Here is a 19,624-nt window from a genome sequence, read left to right as displayed (position 1 = left end):
GGGCGGGTGGGAGGGAGGAGAACCCCGCGCGAAGCGCGAAAAGAACCCGCGCGAAGCGCGAACACCCGCCCCGGGGAACCCGGGTGACCCCGGGCGGCGCCGAAGGCGCCCGACCGGCCGGTACTGTGGCCCGCCGTGAGCACACTCATCTGGACAGCGGTGGCCCTCGCCCTCATCGGCGTCTATCTCAGCTGGACCGCGGGCCGCCTGGACCGCCTGCACGCCCGTATCGACGCGGCCCGCGCCGCGCTCGACGCACAACTGCTGCGCCGGGCCTCGGTCGCCCAGGAACTGGCCACCGCCGGAGTGCTCGACCCGGCCGCGTCCATGGTGCTCTACCAGACCGCGCACGCCGCCCGGCAGGCCGAGGAGGAGCACCGCGAGGTCACCGAGAGCGAACTCACCCAGGCCCTGCGGGCCGTCTTCGCGGAGCCCGGCCAGGTAGTGGCCGTCCGGGAGGCGCCCGGCGGTGACGAGGCAGCGGACGAACTGGCCGCGGCGGTGCGCCGGGTGCCGATGGCCCGGCGCTTCCACAACGACTCCGTGCGCGCCGCGCGCGCCCTGCGCGAGCACCGCACGGTGCGCTGGTTCCGGCTGGCCGGCCACGCCCCGTTCCCGCTGGCGTTCGAAATGGACGACGAACCGCCGGAGGCGCTGACGGACCGCACGGCCGGCCACTGAGAGGCGCCCGGCGCGGCCCTGATTGGCCCCTCCGTTCGGGCCACCGTCGGCAAATTGGCCCTTTCCGTACGACACCGCCGCGCGGTTTCCTCGAAGCTGTCCCACACAGGTGTCCGGACCCCCGCCCCACCCCGGGCGGACCGGGCCGCCGTCATCCGCAGCGAATGAGGTCGAAACCGTGTCCACCACGCCCCCCAGCTCCACTCCGTCCGCCCCCGAGACCGGCACCGCGCGCGTCAAGCGCGGCATGGCCGAGCAGCTCAAGGGCGGCGTCATCATGGACGTGGTCACCCCGGAGCAGGCGAAGATCGCGGAGGACGCCGGCGCCGTCGCGGTGATGGCCCTGGAGCGGGTCCCCGCCGACATCCGCAAGGACGGCGGCGTCGCCCGGATGTCCGACCCCGACATGATCGAGGGCATCATCGACGCCGTCTCGATCCCCGTCATGGCCAAGTCCCGGATCGGCCACTTCGTCGAGGCCCAGCTGCTCCAGTCCCTCGGCGTGGACTACATCGACGAGTCCGAGGTCCTCACCCCGGCCGACGAGGCCAACCACAGCGACAAGTGGGCCTTCACCACCCCCTTCGTCTGCGGTGCCACCAACCTCGGTGAGGCGCTGCGCCGGATCGCCGAGGGCGCGGCCATGATCCGCTCCAAGGGCGAGGCCGGCACCGGCAACGTCGTCGAGGCCGTGCGCCACCTCCGTCAGATCAAGGCCGAGATCGGCCGGCTGCGCGCCTGCGACAACAACGAGCTGTTCGCCGCGGCCAAGGAGCTCCGGGCCCCGTACGAGCTGGTCAAGGAGGTCGCCGAGCTCGGCAAGCTGCCCGTCGTGCTGTTCTCCGCGGGCGGCGTGGCGACCCCGGCCGACGCCGCGCTGATGCGCCAGCTCGGCGCCGAGGGCGTCTTCGTCGGCTCGGGCATCTTCAAGTCCGGCGACCCGGCGAAGCGCGCCGCGGCCATCGTGAAGGCCACCACCTTCTACGACGACCCCAAGGTGATCGCCGACGCCTCGCGCGGTCTCGGCGAGGCCATGGTCGGCATCAACTGCGACACCCTCCCGGAGAGCGAGCGCTACGCCAATCGCGGCTGGTAGCAGCCCGTTCCCGCCGCCGCGGGCTCTCGGACCGTGTCCCGGGCCGCGGCGGCGCGGCAGCGCGGACGGCCCGCGCCCTCCGGCCCGGTGACCGGTCCGGAGAGAGCCGGGCCCCCGGCCCCCGCCCGCGCCCCGCCGCGACGTCCCCACCCCGCCCCCGAAGAGGTAGCCACCCGTGCCCGTGCCCACCCCCGCCATCGGCGTCCTCGCCCTGCAGGGCGATGTCCGCGAGCATCTCGCCGCCCTCGCCGCGGCCGGCGCGCCGGCCCGCCCGGTCCGCCGTCCCGAGGAGCTGGATGAGGTGGACGCGCTGGTGATCCCCGGCGGCGAGTCCACCACCATGGTCAAACTGGCCGGTCTCTTCGGCCTGCTGGAGCCGCTGCGGGCGCGGGTGCGGGCCGGCATGCCGGCGTACGGCTCCTGCGCCGGCATGATCATGCTCGCGGACAAGATCCTGGACGGCAGGGAGGACCAGGAGACCGTCGGCGGCATCGACATGACCGTGCGCCGTAACGCCTTCGGCCGCCAGAACGAGTCCTTCGAGGCGGCCGTCGAGGTGTCCGGCATCGAGGGCGGCCCGGTCGAGGGCGTCTTCATCCGGGCCCCCTGGGTGGAGTCCACGGGCGTCGCCGTCGAGGTGCTGGCCGTGCACGACGGCCACACCGTCGCCGTGCGCCAGGGCAATCTGCTGGCCACCTCCTTTCACCCGGAACTGACCGGCGATCACCGAGTGCACGCCCTCTTCGCGGAGATGGCGCGCGGGGCGGCGGCCGCGCACCGGTAGGATCGCGGAGTTCGTATTCATCGGGTCGTTGAAGGAGCGAGGCTGTGTCCGGCCACTCCAAGTGGGCAACCACCAAGCACAAGAAGGCCGTGATCGATGCCAAGCGCGGCAAGCTCTTCGCCAAGCTGATCAAGAACATCGAGGTCGCGGCCCGTACGGGGGGCGGTGACCCGGACGGCAACCCCACGCTCTACGACGCCATCCAGAAGGCGAAGAAGAGCTCCGTTCCGAACAAGAACATCGACAGCGCCGTCAAGCGCGGCGCGGGTCTGGAAGCCGGCGGCGCCGACTACCAGACCATCATGTACGAGGGCTACGGCCCGAACGGTGTCGCGGTGCTCATCGAGTGCCTCACCGACAACCGCAACCGCGCCGCCTCGGACGTCCGGGTGGCGATGACCCGCAACGGCGGTTCCATGGCCGACCCGGGCTCGGTGTCGTACCTGTTCAACCGCAAGGGCGTCGTCATCGTCCCCAAGGGCGAGGACGGCAAGCTGACCGAGGACGACGTGCTGGGCGCCGTGCTCGACGCGGGTGCCGAGGAGGTCAACGACCTCGGTGAGTCGTTCGAGGTCATCAGCGAGGCCACCGACCTCGTCGCGGTCCGCACCGCGCTCGTCGACGCGGGCATCGACTACGACTCGGCCGAGGCCAGCTTCGTCCCCACCATGCAGGTGCAGTTGGACGAGGAGGGGGCGCGGAAGATCTTCAAGCTGATCGACGCGCTCGACGACAGCGACGACGTGCAGAACGTCTTCGCGAACTTCGACGTCTCGGACGAGGTCATGGCGAAGGTCGAGGCCTGATCCACGGGCACCGCGCCACCACGGCCGCACGGCATCGCAGGGTACGGGCCGACGGGACACACCCCGTCGGCCCGTCGCGCTGTCAGCGGCAGCCGATAGCCTGCAGGAACACCTGACCGAATCGAGGGGAGGGGCGCCGCTGTGCGCGTACTGGGCGTGGACCCGGGGCTGACCCGGTGCGGTGTCGGCGTCGTCGACGGCGTGGCCGGACGCCCGCTGACGATGCTCGGCGTCGGAGTGGTCCGCACCCCCGCCGACGCCGACGTCCCCGACCGGCTCGTCCTGGTCGAACGGGGCATCGAGCAGTGGCTGGACGAGCACCGCCCCGACTGCGTCGCCGTGGAACGGGTGTTCAGCCAGCACAACGTCCGTACGGTCATGGGTACCGCCCAGGCCAGCGCTGTCGCGATGCTCTGCGCGGCCCGCCGCGGCCTGCCCGTCGCGCTGCACACCCCCAGCGAGGTCAAGGCCGCCGTCACCGGCAGCGGCCGGGCCGACAAGGCCCAGGTCGGCGCGATGGTCACCCGCCTGCTGCGGCTCGCCGCGCCGCCGAAGCCGGCCGACGCGGCCGACGCCCTCGCGCTCGCCATCTGCCACATCTGGCGCGCACCCGCCACCAACCGCCTCCAGCAGGCGCAGGCCCTGGCGCGCGCCCAGCACGCGGCGCTCCGCTCCGGCCCCGGCCGCGGGCCGGGCGTCTCCCGCGCCCCGCGCCCGGCGGGCACCCCGGCCGCGGGCGCGTCCGCCGCCCCCGCGAGCCCGGCCGCCGCGCGGCCCGAGAACACCCCCGGAGGGGAAGCACCGTGATCGCCTTCGTCAGCGGCCCCGTCGCCGCGATCGCCCCGGGCAGCGCCGTCGTCGAGGTGGGCGGCATCGGCATCGCCGTCCAGTGCACCCCGGACACCCTCTCCGGGCTGCGCCTCGGCGAGCAGGCCAGGCTCGCCACGTCCCTGGTGGTCCGCGAGGACTCCCTCACCCTCTACGGCTTCGCCGACGACGACGAGCGGCAGGTGTTCGAACTCCTCCAGACCGCCAGCGGCGTCGGCCCCCGGCTGGCCCAGGCCATGCTCGCCGTGCACAGCCCCGACGCCCTGCGGCTCGCCGTCTCCACCGGGGACGAGAAGGCCCTCACGGCCGTACCGGGCATCGGGAAGAAGGGCGCCCAGAAGCTGCTCCTGGAGCTCAAGGACCGGCTCGGCGAGCCCCTGGGCACCGGCGTCGCCGCCCGCGCGAAGGCCTCCGGCCCCGCCGCCTGGAGCGAGCAGCTGCACGCCGCCCTGATCGGCCTCGGCTACGCCCCCCGCGAGGCCGAGGAGGCCGTGGCCGCCGTCGGCCCGCAGGCCGAGGAGGCCCTCGCCGCGGGCACCGCCCCGCCCGTGCCGCAGCTGCTGCGCGCCGCCCTGCAGACCCTGAACCGCACCCGCTGACCCCGGACCGGGCCCGGAACCGCCCGCCGCCCCCGCGAAACCGGACCCGTGAGCCGGACCCCGCGCAACCGGTACCCGCCGAGCTGAGAGAGACCATGAACTGGGACGACACCCCTACCGACACCGCGGCCGCGACCGAGGCCGGGGAGCGGCTGGTGGACGCCGGCGCCGCCGGTGAGGACCAGGCCATCGAAGCGGCGCTGCGCCCGAAGAACCTCGGCGAGTTCGTCGGCCAGGAGCGGGTCCGCGAACAGCTCGACCTCGTCCTGCGCGCCGCCCGCCAGCGCGGCGCCACCGCCGATCACGTCCTGCTCTCCGGCGCCCCCGGCCTCGGCAAGACCACCCTCTCGATGATCATCGCGGCGGAGATGGGCGCCCCGATCCGCATCACCTCCGGCCCCGCCATCCAGCACGCCGGCGACCTCGCCGCGATCCTCTCCTCACTCGCCGAGGGGGAGGTCCTCTTCCTGGACGAGATCCACCGCATGTCCCGGCCCGCCGAGGAGATGCTCTACATGGCGATGGAGGACTTCCGGGTCGACGTCGTCGTCGGCAAGGGGCCCGGCGCCACCGCCATCCCCCTGGAACTGCCGCCCTTCACCCTGGTGGGCGCCACGACCCGGGCCGGACTGCTGCCGCCCCCGCTGCGCGACCGCTTCGGCTTCACCGGGCACATGGACTTCTACGAACCCGCCGAGCTGGAGCGGGTGCTGCACCGCTCCGCCCGGCTGCTGGACGTCGAGATCGAGGCCGACGGCGCCGCGGAGATCGCCGGCCGCTCCCGCGGCACCCCCAGGATCGCCAACCGGCTGCTCCGCCGGGTCCGGGACTACGCCCAGGTCAAGGCGGACGGGCTGATCACCCGCGCCGTCGCGGAGACCGCCCTCGGCGTCTACGAGGTGGACGGCCGGGGCCTGGACCGGCTGGACCGGGCCGTGCTCGGCGCGCTGCTCAAGCTGTTCGGCGGCGGACCGGTCGGCCTGTCCACGCTCTCCGTCGCGGTGGGCGAGGAGCGTGAGACGGTGGAGGAGGTGGCCGAGCCGTTCCTGGTCCGCGAGGGGCTGCTGGCCCGCACCCCCCGCGGCAGGGTCGCCACCCCGGCGGCATGGGAGCATCTGGGACTGCGGCCGCCGCAGAGCGCGGGCGGCTCCGGGGCGCAGCAGGGACTCTTCGGGGTCTGACGGCGCGGTCCCCTCGCCCGCCCCGGAACCCCGGTGCCATGCTGGGCGTTGTTCCATCGGCGCGAACTCGCTTAGACTCCGCCGATGCCGTCCCTGCCGGACGGCACACCCACCCCCGAATACCAGGCCGCATCCCCTGCGGTCGTGCGAAGGAAACCCCGTCCCGTGAATATCGTCACTCTCCTCCCCTTCATCGTGCTCATCGGGGCCATGGTCCTCATGACCCGCTCGGCGAAGAAGAAGCAGCAGCAGGCCGCCGCGATGCGCGACCAGATGCAGCCGGGCACCGGTATCCGCACGATCGGGGGCATGTACGCCACCGTCAAGGAGGTCGGGGACGACACGGTCCTCCTGGAGGTCGCTCCCGGGGTCCACGCCGTCTACGCCAAGAACGCCGTCGCCGCGGTCCTCGAGGACGCGGAGTACAACCGCATCGTGCACGGTGCCGAGTTCGACGGCGGCGAGAGCGAGGCCGGCACCCCGGTCGTTCCGGACGACGCGTCCTCGCTGACCGCGGCGGACCGCCCGGCGGCCGGTGACGAGCCCGCGGTCGACCTCGGCAAGGACGGCGCCGCCGAGGACACCAAGGCCGCCGAGGCCGCCGAGGTCAACAAGAAGGACGACGGCGACACCGACGCGAAGTAGGCACGTCCGCGGGCGTGACGCCCGCGCCGGGTGCCGCCGTCCGAGACCGGGATGCGACCCCGCCGCGCGGCGCACGACCGCCCGCCGGACGCCCGCACCCGCGGAGCACCGGAGCACCGTCCTCCATTACACTTCGTGGCCGCCCGCTCACGACCGATGCGGTGCGGTTGGACAGGGAGAATCGAGAAGGTGGCAGCACCGAAGAAGGGCCGGCGCCCCTCGGGGGCCCAGGGCAGGCCGGGGCGCACCCTGGTCCTGTTCCTGATCGCCGTGGTGGCGCTGACCGGGGGGATGTTCCTCTCCGGGCACACCACACCACGGCTGGGAATCGACCTCGCCGGCGGCACGAGCATCACGCTCACCGCCAAGAACCAGCCCGGCGAGAAGGACGCGATCAACCCGACCAACATGAACACGGCGGTCGGCATCATCGAACGCCGCGTCAACGGTCTGGGTGTGTCCGAGGCCGAGGTGCAGACCCAGGGCGACCGCAACATCATCGTCAACATCCCGCGCGGCACCAACGAGAAGCAGGCGCGCGAGCAGGTCGGCACCACCGCGCAGCTCCAGTTCCGCCCGGTACTGGCCGTCGCGCAGGGCGCGCCCGCCCCCGAGCCCTCGGCGAGCCCGTCGGGCAAGGGCGACAAGGACGGCGAGAAGAACGGCGACGAGGCCGACGCCGACCAGGGCGGCGAGAAGGCCGAGAGCGGTTCCGGCGACGAGAACGCGGGGGAGGGCATGCCGTCGCCCTCCGCCACCACCCAGGGCCGGGCCCTGACCGGCGCCCTCGCGGCCGACGCCTCCGAGAAGCCGCTGGCGGCGCCCTCCAAGACCCCGGCGCCCTCCGCCCCTCCGGAGCTCCCGCAGCAGCCGGGCCCGCAGATCCCCGCCGACCTCCAGAAGAAGCTCGACGCGCTGGACTGCTCCTCTCCCGCGCAGCGGGCCAAGGCCGGAGACGGCGCCAAGCCCGACGAGAACACGGTCGCCTGTGACGAGCAGGGCACCGCCAAGTACGCCCTCGGCCCGACGGACGTCGCCGGCACGGAGGTCGACGACGCCAAGGCGCTCTTCGACTCCCAGACCGGCAAGGGCTGGGTCGTCACCCTCGACTTCAACGGCAAGGGTGCCGAGCAGTTCGCGGACGCCACCGAGCGGATCTCCAAGCAGCAGCCCAACCAGTTCGCCATCGTCCTGGACGGCGAGGTCGTCTCGGCGCCCTCCGTCGACACCCGGATCGGCGGCGGCAACGCCGAGATCTCCGGCAGCTTCAACCAGCAGTCCGCCGAGGACCTGGCCAACGTGCTCTCCTACGGCGCCCTGCCGCTGAGCTTCACCGAGTCCAGTGTCACCACGGTCTCCGCGGCCCTCGGCGGCGAGCAGCTCAACGCGGGGCTCATCGCCGGCGCCATCGGCCTCGCCCTGGTCGTGGTCTACCTGGTGGCCTACTACCGGGGCCTGTCCGTGATCGCCCTCTTCAGCCTGCTGGCCTCCGCGATCCTCACCTACGTGATCATGACCTTGCTGGGGCCCGGTATCGGCTTCGCGCTGAACCTTCCCGCCGTCTGCGGCGCCATCGTCGCCATCGGCATCACCGCGGACTCGTTCATCGTGTACTTCGAACGGCTCCGCGACGAGATCCGCGAGGGCCGGTCCCTCCCCTCGGCCGCCGAACGCGGCTGGCCGCGGGCCCGGCGCACCATCCTGGTCGCCGACTTCGTGTCGTTCCTCGCCGCCGCGGTGCTCTTCGTCGCCACGGTCGGCAAGGTCCAGGGATTCGCCTTCACCCTGGGACTCACCACGATCCTCGACGTGGTCGTGGTCTTCTTCTTCACCAAGCCGATGGTGTCCCTGGTCGCCAGGACCAAGTTCTTCGGCGGCGGCCACGCCTGGTCCGGAGTGGACCCGCAGCGGCTCGGCGCGCGGCCGCCGATCCGTGGCGGACGCCGCCGCCCCGTCATCGCCACGACCGAACCGAAGGAGGCCTGAGATGTCGCGACTCGGCGATCTCGGCGCCCGGCTTCACCACGGTGAGGTCGGCTACGACTTCATCGGCAAGCGCATGCTCTGGTACGGAGTCTCCGTACTGATCACCATCACGGCCATCGTCGGCCTGGGTGTCCGCGGCCTCAACATGGGCATCGAGTTCTCCGGTGGCGCCGTCTTCACCACGCCGAAGAGCACGGTCTCCGCCCAGCGCGCCGAGGAGATGGCCGAGGAGGCCTCCGGCCACCAGGCGCTCGTCCAGGAACTCGGCAACGGCGGCCTGCGGATCCAGATCAGCGAGGTCGACACCGCCAAGTCCGACCAGATCAAGGCCGATCTGGCCGAGGGGATGAACATCCCGGCCGACGACATCAACGCCGATCTGGTCGGCCCCAGCTGGGGCAAGCAGATCGCCAACAAGGCCTGGATGGGCCTGGGCATCTTCATGGCGCTGGTGGTGATCTATCTCGCCATCGCCTTCGAGTGGCGCATGGCCGTCGCGGCCCTCGTCGCGCTGATCCACGACATCACCATCACCGTGGGCATCTACGCCCTGGTCGGCTTCGAGGTCAGCGTCGGCACCGTCATCGGTCTGCTGACGATCCTCGGTTACTCCCTCTACGACACCGTCGTGGTCTTCGACAGTCTCAAGGAGAGCAGCCGGGGCATCCTCAAGCAGAACCGCTACACGTACAGCGAGATCGCCAACCGCAGCATCAACGGCACCCTGGTGCGCTCCATCAACACCACGGTGGTGGCGCTGCTCCCGGTCGCCGGTCTGCTGTTCATCGGCGGCGGCGTGCTCGGGGCCGGCATGCTCAACGACATCTCGCTCTCCCTCTTCGTCGGTCTGGCCGCCGGTGCGTATTCCTCGATCTTCATCGCGACCCCGCTGGTCGCCGATCTCAAGGAGCGCGAGCCGGAGACGGCCGCCCTGCGCAGGCGGGTCCTCGCCAAGCGCGCCTCGGCCGCCGCGCGGGGCGAGAGCGACGCCGAGGCCGAGGGCACCGCGCGGCGGTCCGAGGACGACGAGGACGGCACCGGTGCGCACGGCGCCACCGCCGCCGCCGGGGTCTCCGGGCCCCCCGCCCCCCGGGGCGGCCGCCGCGGGCGCCCCTCCGGGAGGCGCCGGTGACCGTCTCGCCACTCGCCACCGCCGAGCTGCGGAGCCTGCTCACCGCCCGGATCCGGGACGTGGCCGACTACCCGAAGCCCGGCGTGACGTTCAAGGACATCACCCCGCTGCTGGCCGACCCGGCCGCCTTCGGCGCGCTCACGGACACCCTCGCCGAGCTGTGCCTGCGGCACGGCGCGACCAAGGTCGTCGGCCTGGAGGCGCGCGGGTTCATCCTCGCCGCCCCCGCCGCCGTCCGCGCCGGACTGGGCTTCGTCCCCGTGCGGAAGGCCGGCAAGCTCCCCGGGGCGACGCTGGGCCAGGCCTACGACCTGGAGTACGGCAGCGCCGAGATCGAGATACACGCCGAGGACCTGGTGCCCGGCGACCGTGTGATGGTGATCGACGACGTGCTGGCCACCGGCGGGACCGCCGAGGCCTCCCTGTCGCTCATCCGGCGGGCCGGGGCCGGCATCGCCGGGGTGGCCATGCTCATGGAGCTGAGCTTCCTCGACGGCCGGGAGCGGCTGGAGCGGTCGCTCTCCGGGGCCCCGCTGGAGGTCCTCCTCACCGTCTGAGCCGGCCGCTGAGACGCGGATCACAGCATGACCGAGGGCGGGCGTCACCTGGGCGTCCGCCCTCGGTCATGTCTCCGTCATGTCCGCCGCCCCGGCCGCGGCGGAGCCGGGCCGCGCCGATTCACCGGGGGCCGATACCATGGATGTCCGGATCTCAACGGGAGTCCGGACCCGTCTCCCCGGCTGCCCGCGGGGAGAGGCCACCCCCCTGAGGAGTGCTCTTGCCGGACAAGGCCAAGCCGCTCACCGCCGCGACGCAGCCGGAGAAGCCCGCCGGGAGCACGGCGGCGCAGGACACGACCGCACGCCGGAACGGGAGCGCGGCCGACCCGGCGACGCCACTCTCCGCGCCCAAGCCGAAGCCCCCCGCCACCGAGACCCGCGCGAACGGCGCGGGCGCCACGGCCCGCCCGGCGCCCGGCGCCGTGGCGCGATCCGGCTCCTCCAACCGGGTACGCGCCCGGCTGGCCCGGCTCGGGGTGCAGCGCTCCAGCCCGTACAACCCGGTGCTCGAACCACTGCTGCGCATCGTCCGCAGCAACGACCCCAAGATCGAGAGCGGCACGCTCCGCCAGATCGAGCGGGCCTACCAGGTGGCCGAGCGCTGGCACCGCGGCCAGAAGCGCAAGAGCGGCGACCCGTACATCACCCACCCCCTCGCGGTGACGACCATCCTCGCCGAGCTGGGCATGGACCCGGCGACGCTCATGGCGGGCCTGCTGCACGACACCGTCGAGGACACCGAGTACGGCCTGGACACCCTCCGCCGCGACTTCGGCGACCAGGTCGCCCTCCTCGTCGACGGTGTCACCAAGCTCGACAAGGTCAAGTTCGGTGAGGCCGCCCAGGCCGAGACCGTGCGGAAGATGGTCGTCGCCATGGCCAAGGACCCGAGGGTCCTGGTCATCAAGCTCGCCGACCGGCTGCACAACATGCGCACCATGCGCTACCTCAAGCGGGAGAAGCAGGAGCAGAAGGCCCGCGAGACGCTGGAGATCTACGCCCCGCTCGCGCACCGGCTGGGCATGAACACCATCAAGTGGGAGCTGGAGGACCTCGCCTTCGCGATCCTCTACCCCAAGATGTACGACGAGATCGTGCGGCTGGTCGCCGAACGCGCCCCCAAGCGCGACGAGTACCTGGCGATCGTCACCGACGAGGTGCAGGCCGACCTCCGCGGTGCCCGCATCAAGGCCACCGTCACCGGCCGGCCCAAGCACTACTACAGCGTCTACCAGAAGATGATCGTCCGCGGCCGCGACTTCGCGGAGATCTACGACCTGGTGGGCATCCGCGTCCTGGTGGACACCGTCCGCGACTGCTACGCGGCGCTCGGCACCATCCACGCCCGCTGGAACCCGGTGCCGGGGCGGTTCAAGGACTACATCGCGATGCCCAAGTTCAACATGTACCAGTCGTTGCACACGACGGTTATCGGGCCCAACGGCAAGCCGGTCGAGCTGCAGATCCGCACCTTCGACATGCACCGCCGCGCCGAGTACGGCATCGCCGCGCACTGGAAGTACAAGCAGGAGGCCGTCGCCGGCGCCTCCAAGGTCCGCACCGACGCCCCCCGGGGAGCGGGCGGCAAGGACGACGCCATCAATGACATGGCGTGGCTGCGGCAGTTGCTGGACTGGCAGAAGGAGACGGAGGACCCAGGGGAGTTCCTGGAGTCCCTGCGCTTCGACCTCTCCCGCAACGAGGTCTTCGTCTTCACCCCCAAGGGCGATGTCATCGCGCTGCCCGCCGGCGCCACCCCCGTCGACTTCGCCTACGCCGTGCACACCGAGGTCGGCCACCGCACCATCGGCGCCCGCGTCAACGGCCGTCTCGTACCGCTGGAATCGACCCTGGACAACGGCGACCTGGTCGAGGTCTTCACCTCCAAGGCGCCCGGCGCGGGCCCTTCGCGGGACTGGCTCGGCTTCGTCAAGTCCCCGCGGGCCCGCAACAAGATCCGCGGCTGGTTCTCCAAGGAGCGCCGTGACGAGGCCATCGAGCACGGCAAGGACGCCATCGCCCGGGCCATGCGCAAGCAGAATCTGCCCATCCAGCGGATCCTCACCGGCGACTCCCTGGTCACGCTGGCGCACGAGCTGCGCTACCCGGACATCTCCTCGCTCTACGCGGCCATCGGCGAGGGCCACGTCACCGCGCAGAACATCGTGCAGAAGCTGGTCCACGCCCTGGGCGGGGAGGACGAGGCCAACGAGGATCTCGCCGAGTCCGCCCCGCTGCGCCCCCGGACCAAGCGGCGGGCGAAGGGCGACCCGGGCGTGGTGGTCAAGGGCGTCGACGACGTCTGGGTGAAGCTCGCCCGCTGCTGCACCCCGGTGCCGGGGGACCCGATCATCGGCTTCGTCACCCGCGGCAGCGGCGTCTCCGTGCACCGCGCGGACTGCGTCAACGTCGACTCGCTGTCCCAGCAGCCCGAGCGCATCCTGGAGGTGGAGTGGGCGCCGACCCAGTCCTCCGTCTTCCTGGTGGCCATCCAGGTCGAGGCGCTGGACCGGTCGCGGCTGCTGTCGGACGTCACGCGGGTCCTCTCCGACCAGCACGTCAACATCCTCTCCGCGGCCGTGCAGACCTCCCGGGACCGGGTGGCCACCTCGCGCTTCACCTTCGAGATGGGCGACCCGAAGCATCTCGGCCATGTGCTGCGGGCGGTCCGCACGGTGGAGGGCGTCTACGACGTCTACCGCATCACCTCGGCCCGCCGGCCGTGAGCACGGCGGGACCGGGAACAGCGGGACTGGGAACGGCGAACGGCCCCGGCGCGCACCACCTGCGCGCCGGGGCCGTTCCGCGTCCCTGTCCGGGGCTCAGCCGCCGAACTCCTGCAGGCCCTTGAGCGCCTGGTCCAGCAGGGCCTGGCGGCCCTCCAGCTCCTTGGTGAGCTTGTCGGCCTTGGCGTTGTTGCCGGCGGCGCGGGCCGCGTCCACCTGGCCGCGCAGCTTGTCGACGGCGGCCTGCAGCTGGCCGGTCAGCCCCTCGGCGCGGGCCCGCGCCTCCGGGTTCGTCCGCCGCCACTCGGCTTCCTCGGCCTCCTGGATGGCGCGCTCGACGGCGTGCATCCGGCCCTCGATCTTCGGGCGGGCGTCGCGCGGCACATGGCCGATGGCCTCCCACCGCTCGTTGACCGAACGGAAGGCCGCGCGGGCCGCCTTGAGGTCGGTGACCGGCAGCAGCTTCTCCGCCTCGGCCGCCAGCTCCTCCTTGCGGGTCAGGTTCTCCCGCTGCTCGGCGTCGCGCTCCGAGAACGCCTCGGAGCGGGCCTGGAAGAAGACGTCCTGGGCGCCGCGGAAGCGGCTCCACAGGTCCTCCTCAGCCTCCCGCTGGGCGCGGCCCGCCGCCTTCCAGGCGGTCATCAGCTCGCGGTAACGGGCGGCCGTCGGGCCCCAGTCGGTCGAGCCGGAGAGCGCCTCGGCCTCGGCGACCAGCTTCTCCTTGGCCCGGCGGGCCTCCTCGCGCTGGGCGTCCAGGGAGGCGAAGTGCGCCTTCCGCCGCTTGGAGAACGCCGAACGGGCGTGGGAGAAGCGGTGCCACAGCTCGTCGTCCGTCTTGCGGTCGAGCCGGGGCAGCCCCTTCCACGTGTCCACCAGCGCCCGCAGCCGCTCGCCGGCCGACCGCCACTGGTCGCTGCCCGCCAGTTCCTCGGCCTCGGCGACCAGCTTCTCCTTGGCCTCCCGCGCCTCGTCGGACTGCCGGGCCTTGGCCGCCCGGCGCTCCTCGCGGCGCGCCTCGACGGTCTCGGCGAGCTTGTCGAGCCGCTTCCGCAGGGCGTCGAGATCGCCCACCGCGTGGTGCTGGTCGACCTGCTCCCGGATGTGGCCGATGGCCGTCATCGCGTCCTTGGCCGACAGGTCGGTGGTCCGCACCCGGCGTTCGAGGAGGCCGATCTCCACGACCAGCCCTTCGTACTTGCGCTCGAAGTAGGCAAGGGCCTCGTCGGGAGAGCCGGCCTGCCACGATCCGACGACCTTCTCGCCCTCGGCCGTACGCACGTACACGGTCCCCGCCTCGTCGACGCGGCCCCACGGGTCGCTGCTCACAGCGCCTCCTCCACATGATGCCGTCACGAGCGCACGGCTCGCGGGCATCGTCCACAGTTCCGCCCTCCTCACCCCCTGCGGGGAGGAGGGGCCCCGGCCGGCTCAACGCCCTGACCGGTTTACACGCCAAACATAGGCGAACCCCGGCCCGGCTGTCCGCATCCGGACGGCCGGGATTTGGCAATCCGAGCGGCTCAGGACCTGCGCACCGTCGCCTTGTTGATCACGACGGTGGCGTTGGGCGCGGTGTTCTGCGTCGCGTCGGGGGCGGCGGCGCCCGCGTCGGCGATCTTCTTCAGGACCTTCATGCCGTCCTCGTCGACGGTCCCGAACGGCGTGTAGTCGGGCGGCAGCTGACTGTCCTGGTAGACGAGGAAGAACTGGCTGCCGCCGCTGTCCCGGCCCTTCTTCTCCGCGGCGTTGTACTTGTTGGCCATCGCGACGGTGCCCGCCGGATAGACGTTCCCCTTGAGCTTCGGGTCCTTGAGGTTCTCATCGGGGATGGTGTAGCCGGGGCCGCCCTGGCCCGTCCCCTTCGGGTCGCCGCACTGCAGGACGTAGATGCCCGACTCGGTCAGCCGGTGGCACTTGGTGTGGTCGAAGAACCCCTCGCCCGCGAGGAAGTTGAAGGAGTTGACGGTGCGCGGTGCCTTCGCGGCGTCCATCGTGATGCCGATGTCGCCACAGGTGGTCTCCAGCTCCATCACGTAGGAGGCCGAGGTGTCGATCGTCATCTTCGGCTCCTTCTTCCACTGCTCGGTGCCGGGCTTGCCCTCGGCCGGCTCGTCGCAGGGGTCGGGAGCCTTGCTCGTCGCGGACGCCTCCGGGGAAGCCGCGGCGTCGTCCTTCTTCTTGTCGTCACCGCCCAGGCCGGCCGTGGCGGCCGCCGCCGCGCCGGCCACCAGGACGGCGGCCACGGCGGCCGCGATCACCGCGTTGCGGCGGCGGGCCCTGCGCCGCTGGGCGCGGCGCTCCTGCTGCCGTTCGAACTTCTTCCGGGCGAGTTCTCTCCGCCGCTGGTCGCTCGTGGCCACCGGTCCGTCTCCTCGTGACGTGGGGGGTCTGCGGGTTGGGTCTGTCGGGTTTGCGCCGGTAAAAGGGGTTTCGGTACGTCTCGATCCGCCCTGCCGTCGTGGAACCTGGCCGTACCGTATACGGGTTCGCGGCCACGGGACCGCCGCCGGTAGGCTCTGACCTGATCGGAATCCAGTACCGGACCACATGTTGGGGACGATTGTGCTCATTGCCGGGTTCCCCGCCGGGGCCTGGGGGACCAACTGCTACCTGGTCGCCCCCGCCGCGGGCGAGGAGTGCGTGATCATCGACCCGGGCCACGAGGCGGCCCCCGGCGTCGAGGAGACGCTCGCCAAGCACCGTCTCAAGCCCGTCGCCGTCATCCTCACCCACGGGCACCTCGACCATGTCGCCTCGGTCGTGCCCGTCTGCGGCGCCCACGACGTACCGGCCTGGATCCACCCCGAGGACCGCTACATGATGAGCGACCCGGAGAAGGCCCTCGGCCTCTCCATCGGGCAGCAGCTCATGGGCGAGCTGACGATCGGAGAGCCCGATGACGTCAAGGAACTGGCCGACGGGGCGAAGCTGGAGCTGGCCGGCCTGGAGTTCGGCGTCGCGCACGCGCCCGGGCATACCAAGGGGTCGGTGACCTTCCGGATGCCCGAGCAGGCCGACGTGCCGCAGGTCTTCTTCTCGGGCGACCTGTTGTTCGCCGGCTCCGTCGGACGCACCGACCTGCCCGGCGGCGACCACGCCGAGCTGCTCCGGTCGCTGGCCCGGGTGTGCCTGCCGCTGGACGACTCGACCGTGGTGCTGTCCGGCCACGGCCCCCAGACCACCATCGGCCGCGAGCGCGCCGCCAACCCCTTCCTGCGGGAGCTGGCCGCCGGCCCCGGAACGGCCGCACAGGCCTTTCCACGACGAGGAATGTGAAGCTTCCCCCAGTGAGCACCTTCAAGGCCCCCAAGGGCACGTACGACCTGCTCCCGCCCGACTCCGCCGTGTACCTCGCGGTGCGGGAGGCGATCTCCGCCCCGCTGCGGCGGGCCGGCTACGGCTACGCCGAGACCCCGGGCTTCGAGAACGTCGAGCTGTTCTCCCGCGGTGTCGGCGAATCCACCGACATCGTCACCAAGGAGATGTACACCCTCACCACCAAGGGCGGCGACGAACTGGCGCTGCGCCCCGAGGGCACCGCCTCCGTGCTGCGCGCCGCGCTGGAGGCCAACCTGCACAAGGCCGGGAACCTCCCGGTGAAGCTCTGGTACTCCGGCTCGTACTACCGCTACGAGCGCCCGCAGGCCGGCCGCTACCGGCACTTCTCGCAGGTCGGCGCCGAGGCCATCGGGGCCGAGGACCCGGCGCTGGACGCCGAGTTGATCATCCTCGCCGTGGACGCGTACCGCTCGCTGGGGCTGCGGAACTTCCGGCTGCTGCTGAACTCGCTCGGCGACAAGGAATGCCGCCCGGTCTACCGCGCCGCGCTCCAGGACTTCCTGCGCGGACTCGACCTCGACGAGGACACCCGGCGCCGGATCGAGATCAACCCGCTGCGGGTCCTCGACGACAAGCGGGAAGCGGTGCAGAAGCAGCTCACCGGGGCGCCGATGATGCGCGACCACCTGTGCGCGTCCTGCACGGCCTACCACGAACAGGTGCGCGAGCTGCTGACCGCGGCGGGCGTGGTCTTCGAGGACGACGCCAAGCTGGTCCGCGGGCTGGACTACTACACCCGCACCACCTTCGAGTTCGTCCACGACGGCCTGGGCTCGCAGTCCGCGGTCGGCGGCGGCGGGCGGTACGACGGCCTCTCCGAGATGATCGGCGGGCCGGCCCTGCCGTCCGTCGGCTGGGCGCTCGGCGTGGACCGCACGGTGCTCGCCCTGCGCGCCGAGGGCGTCGAGCTCGATCTGCCCGCGGCGACCCAGGTGTACGCGGTGCCGCTCGGCGAGGAGGCGCGGCGCGCGCTCTTCGGCGTCGTCACCGAGCTGCGCCGGGCCGGGGTCGCGGCGGACTTCAGCTACGGCGGCCGCGGCCTCAAGGGCGCCATGAAGTCGGCGAACCGCAGCGGGGCGAGGATCGCCCTGGTCGCCGGGGAACGGGATCTGGCCGAGGGTGTGATCCAGCTCAAGGACCTGGAGAGCGGTGAGCAGCGGGCCGTACCGGCCGGCGAGGTCACCGCGGCGGTCCGGGCCGCGCTGGGCTGAGCCCGGCCGGCCGGCGGGCGCCTGGGGTCCGCCCCGGGGCCGCGCGGACCGTGTGATGCACCGAGCCCGGCCGGCCTTCGCCGACCGGGCTCCCCCCGTTCATGTCACATGGTCCGCGCCCCGCGCGCCGGCCGGCAGCACCTCGTACAGGCCCCGCCGGAACCCGGCACCGGCGTCATCAACCGCAGTTGCCGTCCACCCACCGGTGGGACTTCAGCATGTAGGTGCCCGCGAGGTTGCCGCGCCCGCCCTGCGGAGTGCAGCCCTTGCGCGTGGTGTAGTCCTTCCACTGGTAGTAGGCGACACCGGTGTAGCCGGAGCTCGTTCCGCGGTTCCACACGGACTTCACGTTCTTGGTCTGCGACCAGGAGCACTTACTGGTGCCCTGGGTCCAGTCCGGGTCGGCCCCGCTCCACGCACACACGGAGCCGGTGCCGTTGGAGCCGGTGTAGAAGCAGACACTTCCCTGGACGCATGAGCCCCACGCGGTCGTCGCGGCGGTCGCGCTCGTCCCGGGCAGGGTCACGATGGCTGCTGCCGTCCCGACGGCGACTGCCAGGGCGGTACGGATCTTGCGCATGGGATCTCCCCCTCTTCCTCGCACACTGGTCATGTGCTGGTGTTCCTGGTGGTGAAAGGTCCTTCGGCCCGGCTTGCCGGGGCCCCCACAGCCTGGCGTGTTGTCCGTGTCATGTCATTGGCCAACGGTGCACTACCCTTGCCGCACAGTGCACAGATGTCCCGGGCGGTCTGAGGAAGACTCGCCCATGGACGTCACCGCGGACCGGGGGCCGGGAATCCTGTGGAGATCGTCTTCGACAGCACCGTGCTGCCCGCCGGGGAACGCCTCGAGGCCTGGACGGAGGTCACGGCCCAGGCTCTGATGAGGACCCGCATCAAGGTCACCGAGCCGTCCTCGTTCGAGGCGCGGCTGTGGGCCACGGTGCTGGGAGCCGCCCGGCTGACCGTGACGTCGTACGGGCCGCTGGTCGCCCGGCGCACGCCCGCCCTGATCCGGCAGCTGGACCCCGAGTGGTACCAGGTGGCCGTGGTCCGCAGCGGGCGCCAGGGCATCGAACAGGCGCGGAACCGCTCACGCCTGGAGGCCGGCAGCCTCGTCGTCTACGACAGTTCCCGCCCCTTCGAGGCCGTGGTCGACGGCATCGGCCCGACCGAGACGCTGCTGCTGCAGTTCCCCAAGAGGCTGGTGCCCCTGCCGAGCTCCAAGATCGACCGGCTGCTGGCCGTGCCGCTGCCGGGGACGCAGGGCATCGGCCGCGTCTTCACCCGGTTCGTGAACACGCTGGCCGAGGAGCCGTCCGCGCCGTATCCCGCGCTCGACCGCGTCCGGCTGGGGCAGACCGCGCTGGACCTGGCGGCGGCCGTCCTGGCGCATCATCTGGACGAGGAGGCGGCCGCGCCGTCGCGGTCGCCCGGACACGTCCTCTTCCTGCGCTTCACGTCGTTCATCGAAGAGCATCTGCGCGACCCCGATCTGGGCCCGGCCGCGGTCGCGGCGGCGCACCAGGTCTCGCTGCGCTACCTGCACCGGATCTTCCAGGAGCACGGGACGTCGGTGAGCGCCCACGTCAAGCAGCGGCGCCTGGACCGGTGCCGGCGGGATCTGGCCGACCCGGCCCTGCGCCATCTCACCGTCCACGCCATCGCCACCCGGTGGGGGTTCACCCGGGCCTCCGACTTCAGCCGTTCCTTCCGTGCCGCCGTGGGCATGCCTCCGGGCCGGTACCGCGCCGCGGCCCTCGCACCGGCCGCCGAGGACGACGGCGAGAGCGCCCCGGCCGGCCGAGTCCCCGGGCGCGGCCGCTCCGGCGGTGAGCCGGAGCCCGGCCCGTCTCCGTGACCCGGTCCGGTCCGCCCGGAGCCGTCCGCCGGCCCGCGTGCTTCCGTCCGGCCGGTCACCTCGGCGGACCGGCCGGCGCCGGTTCCGCTCCCCGGTTCGTCCCGGGCCCCTTCCGGCCCGCCCGCGAGGGCCGCTCCGGGCTTATGGCCGCCGTACGGCGGGTGCGGAAGAATGTGCGGCCGCCGTCCC

The 19,624-nt window shown here is 72.4% G+C and carries 18 protein-coding genes; 15 read left to right on the top strand and 3 right to left on the bottom strand.

All coding sequences use genetic code 11. The features are described from left to right. The first annotated feature begins 135 nt into the window (after positions 1-135). The 12 genes from IF83_RS0100560 to IF83_RS0100505 all read left to right on the top strand — a co-directional run bounded on the left by IF83_RS0100560 (position 136) and on the right by IF83_RS0100505 (position 13,024). Positions 136-681 carry a membrane protein gene (locus tag IF83_RS0100560; RefSeq protein ID WP_037678106.1) on the top strand — a complete coding sequence of 182 codons (546 nt, stop codon included), beginning with the start codon at positions 136-138 and terminating at the stop codon, positions 679-681. A 178-nt stretch (positions 682-859) separates the two neighbouring features. Further along, a complete protein-coding gene (gene pdxS, locus IF83_RS0100555; protein WP_030541980.1) occupies positions 860-1,777 on the top strand; it encodes a pyridoxal 5'-phosphate synthase lyase subunit PdxS in 918 nt (305 codons plus the stop codon). Positions 1,778-1,958: 181 nt separating this feature from the next. Next, a complete protein-coding gene (pdxT, locus tag IF83_RS0100550) occupies positions 1,959-2,561 on the top strand; it encodes a pyridoxal 5'-phosphate synthase glutaminase subunit PdxT (protein ID WP_030541979.1) in 603 nt (200 codons plus the stop codon). A 44-nt stretch (positions 2,562-2,605) separates the two neighbouring features. After that, on the top strand, positions 2,606-3,367 hold the full coding sequence (locus IF83_RS0100545) for a YebC/PmpR family DNA-binding transcriptional regulator (RefSeq protein ID WP_030541978.1): 762 nt from the start codon (positions 2,606-2,608) through the stop codon (positions 3,365-3,367). A 141-nt stretch (positions 3,368-3,508) separates the two neighbouring features. Next, positions 3,509-4,174, top strand: a complete 666-nt coding sequence (ruvC, locus tag IF83_RS0100540) for a crossover junction endodeoxyribonuclease RuvC (protein WP_051722320.1) — start codon at positions 3,509-3,511, stop codon at positions 4,172-4,174. Continuing rightward, on the top strand, positions 4,171-4,794 hold the full coding sequence (gene ruvA / locus IF83_RS0100535; RefSeq protein ID WP_030541976.1) for a Holliday junction branch migration protein RuvA: 624 nt from the start codon (positions 4,171-4,173) through the stop codon (positions 4,792-4,794). Before ruvC ends, ruvA begins: the two co-directional genes overlap by 4 nt. 95 nt (positions 4,795-4,889) lie before the next feature. Further along, on the top strand, positions 4,890-5,975 hold the full coding sequence (gene ruvB / locus IF83_RS0100530) for a Holliday junction branch migration DNA helicase RuvB (protein ID WP_030541975.1): 1,086 nt from the start codon (positions 4,890-4,892) through the stop codon (positions 5,973-5,975). Between the two features lie 165 nt (positions 5,976-6,140). Further along, complete coding sequence (gene yajC, locus IF83_RS0100525; protein ID WP_030541974.1) at positions 6,141-6,620, top strand: preprotein translocase subunit YajC; 480 nt, start codon at positions 6,141-6,143, stop codon at positions 6,618-6,620. A gap of 189 nt (positions 6,621-6,809) precedes the next feature. Beyond that, positions 6,810-8,606 carry a protein translocase subunit SecD gene (gene secD, locus IF83_RS0100520; protein ID WP_030541973.1) on the top strand — a complete coding sequence of 599 codons (1,797 nt, stop codon included), beginning with the start codon at positions 6,810-6,812 and terminating at the stop codon, positions 8,604-8,606. 1 nt (position 8,607) lies between these two features. Beyond that, the gene (secF, locus tag IF83_RS0100515; RefSeq protein WP_030541972.1) at positions 8,608-9,738 is read left to right on the top strand and encodes a protein translocase subunit SecF; all 1,131 of its coding nucleotides are present in this window, start codon (positions 8,608-8,610) and stop codon (positions 9,736-9,738) included. Next, a complete protein-coding gene (locus IF83_RS0100510) occupies positions 9,735-10,295 on the top strand; it encodes an adenine phosphoribosyltransferase (RefSeq protein ID WP_037678103.1) in 561 nt (186 codons plus the stop codon). The genes secF and IF83_RS0100510 overlap by 4 nt, the downstream gene beginning before the upstream one ends. A 221-nt stretch (positions 10,296-10,516) precedes the next feature. After that, positions 10,517-13,024 carry a RelA/SpoT family protein gene (locus IF83_RS0100505; protein WP_030541970.1) on the top strand — a complete coding sequence of 836 codons (2,508 nt, stop codon included), beginning with the start codon at positions 10,517-10,519 and terminating at the stop codon, positions 13,022-13,024. A gap of 96 nt (positions 13,025-13,120) precedes the next feature. On the opposite strand, the gene IF83_RS0100500 is transcribed toward IF83_RS0100505, so the two are convergent. Together IF83_RS0100500 and IF83_RS0100495 are read right to left on the bottom strand one after the other, a co-directional pair. Continuing rightward, on the bottom strand, positions 13,121-14,350 hold the full coding sequence (locus tag IF83_RS0100500; RefSeq protein ID WP_030541969.1) for a DUF349 domain-containing protein: 1,230 nt from the start codon (positions 14,348-14,350) through the stop codon (positions 13,121-13,123). 194 nt (positions 14,351-14,544) lie between these two features. After that, a complete protein-coding gene (locus IF83_RS0100495) occupies positions 14,545-15,384 on the bottom strand; it encodes a peptidylprolyl isomerase (RefSeq protein WP_030541968.1) in 840 nt (279 codons plus the stop codon). A gap of 202 nt (positions 15,385-15,586) precedes the next feature. On the opposite strand from IF83_RS0100495, the gene IF83_RS0100490 reads away from it, so the two are divergent. Further along, on the top strand, positions 15,587-16,300 hold the full coding sequence (locus IF83_RS0100490) for an MBL fold metallo-hydrolase (RefSeq protein WP_030541967.1): 714 nt from the start codon (positions 15,587-15,589) through the stop codon (positions 16,298-16,300). A gap of 11 nt (positions 16,301-16,311) precedes the next feature. After that, positions 16,312-17,574, top strand: a complete 1,263-nt coding sequence (gene hisS / locus IF83_RS0100485) for a histidine--tRNA ligase (protein ID WP_030541966.1) — start codon at positions 16,312-16,314, stop codon at positions 17,572-17,574. Positions 17,575-17,752: 178 nt separating this feature from the next. Here hisS and IF83_RS0100480 read toward each other — a convergent pair whose 3' ends face one another. Beyond that, positions 17,753-18,154 (bottom strand): peptidase inhibitor family I36 protein, encoded by a 402-nt coding sequence (locus tag IF83_RS0100480; protein ID WP_037678100.1) that lies wholly within the window; start codon positions 18,152-18,154, stop codon positions 17,753-17,755. Positions 18,155-18,376: 222 nt separating this feature from the next. On the opposite strand from IF83_RS0100480, the gene IF83_RS0100475 reads away from it, so the two are divergent. After that, positions 18,377-19,435 carry an AraC-like ligand-binding domain-containing protein gene (locus IF83_RS0100475; protein ID WP_244176731.1) on the top strand — a complete coding sequence of 353 codons (1,059 nt, stop codon included), beginning with the start codon at positions 18,377-18,379 and terminating at the stop codon, positions 19,433-19,435. Positions 19,436-19,624 lie beyond the last annotated feature (189 nt).

The sequence above is a fragment of the Streptomyces albus subsp. albus genome (assembly GCF_000719865.1).
GTDB classification, from domain to species: Bacteria; Actinomycetota; Actinomycetes; order Streptomycetales; family Streptomycetaceae; genus Streptomyces; species Streptomyces albus_E.
This window is presented reverse-complemented; position numbering and strand designations above follow the sequence as displayed.

Excerpts from the sequence above, each read along its gene's own strand:
- secF (WP_030541972.1), top strand. The coding sequence starts at position 8,608 with ATGTCGCGACTCGGCGATCTCGGCGCCCGGCTTCACCACGGTGAGGTC.
- ruvB (WP_030541975.1), top strand. The coding sequence starts at position 4,890 with ATGAACTGGGACGACACCCCTACCGACACCGCGGCCGCGACCGAGGCC.
- IF83_RS0100480 (WP_037678100.1), bottom strand. The coding sequence starts at position 18,154 with ATGCGCAAGATCCGTACCGCCCTGGCAGTCGCCGTCGGGACGGCAGCA.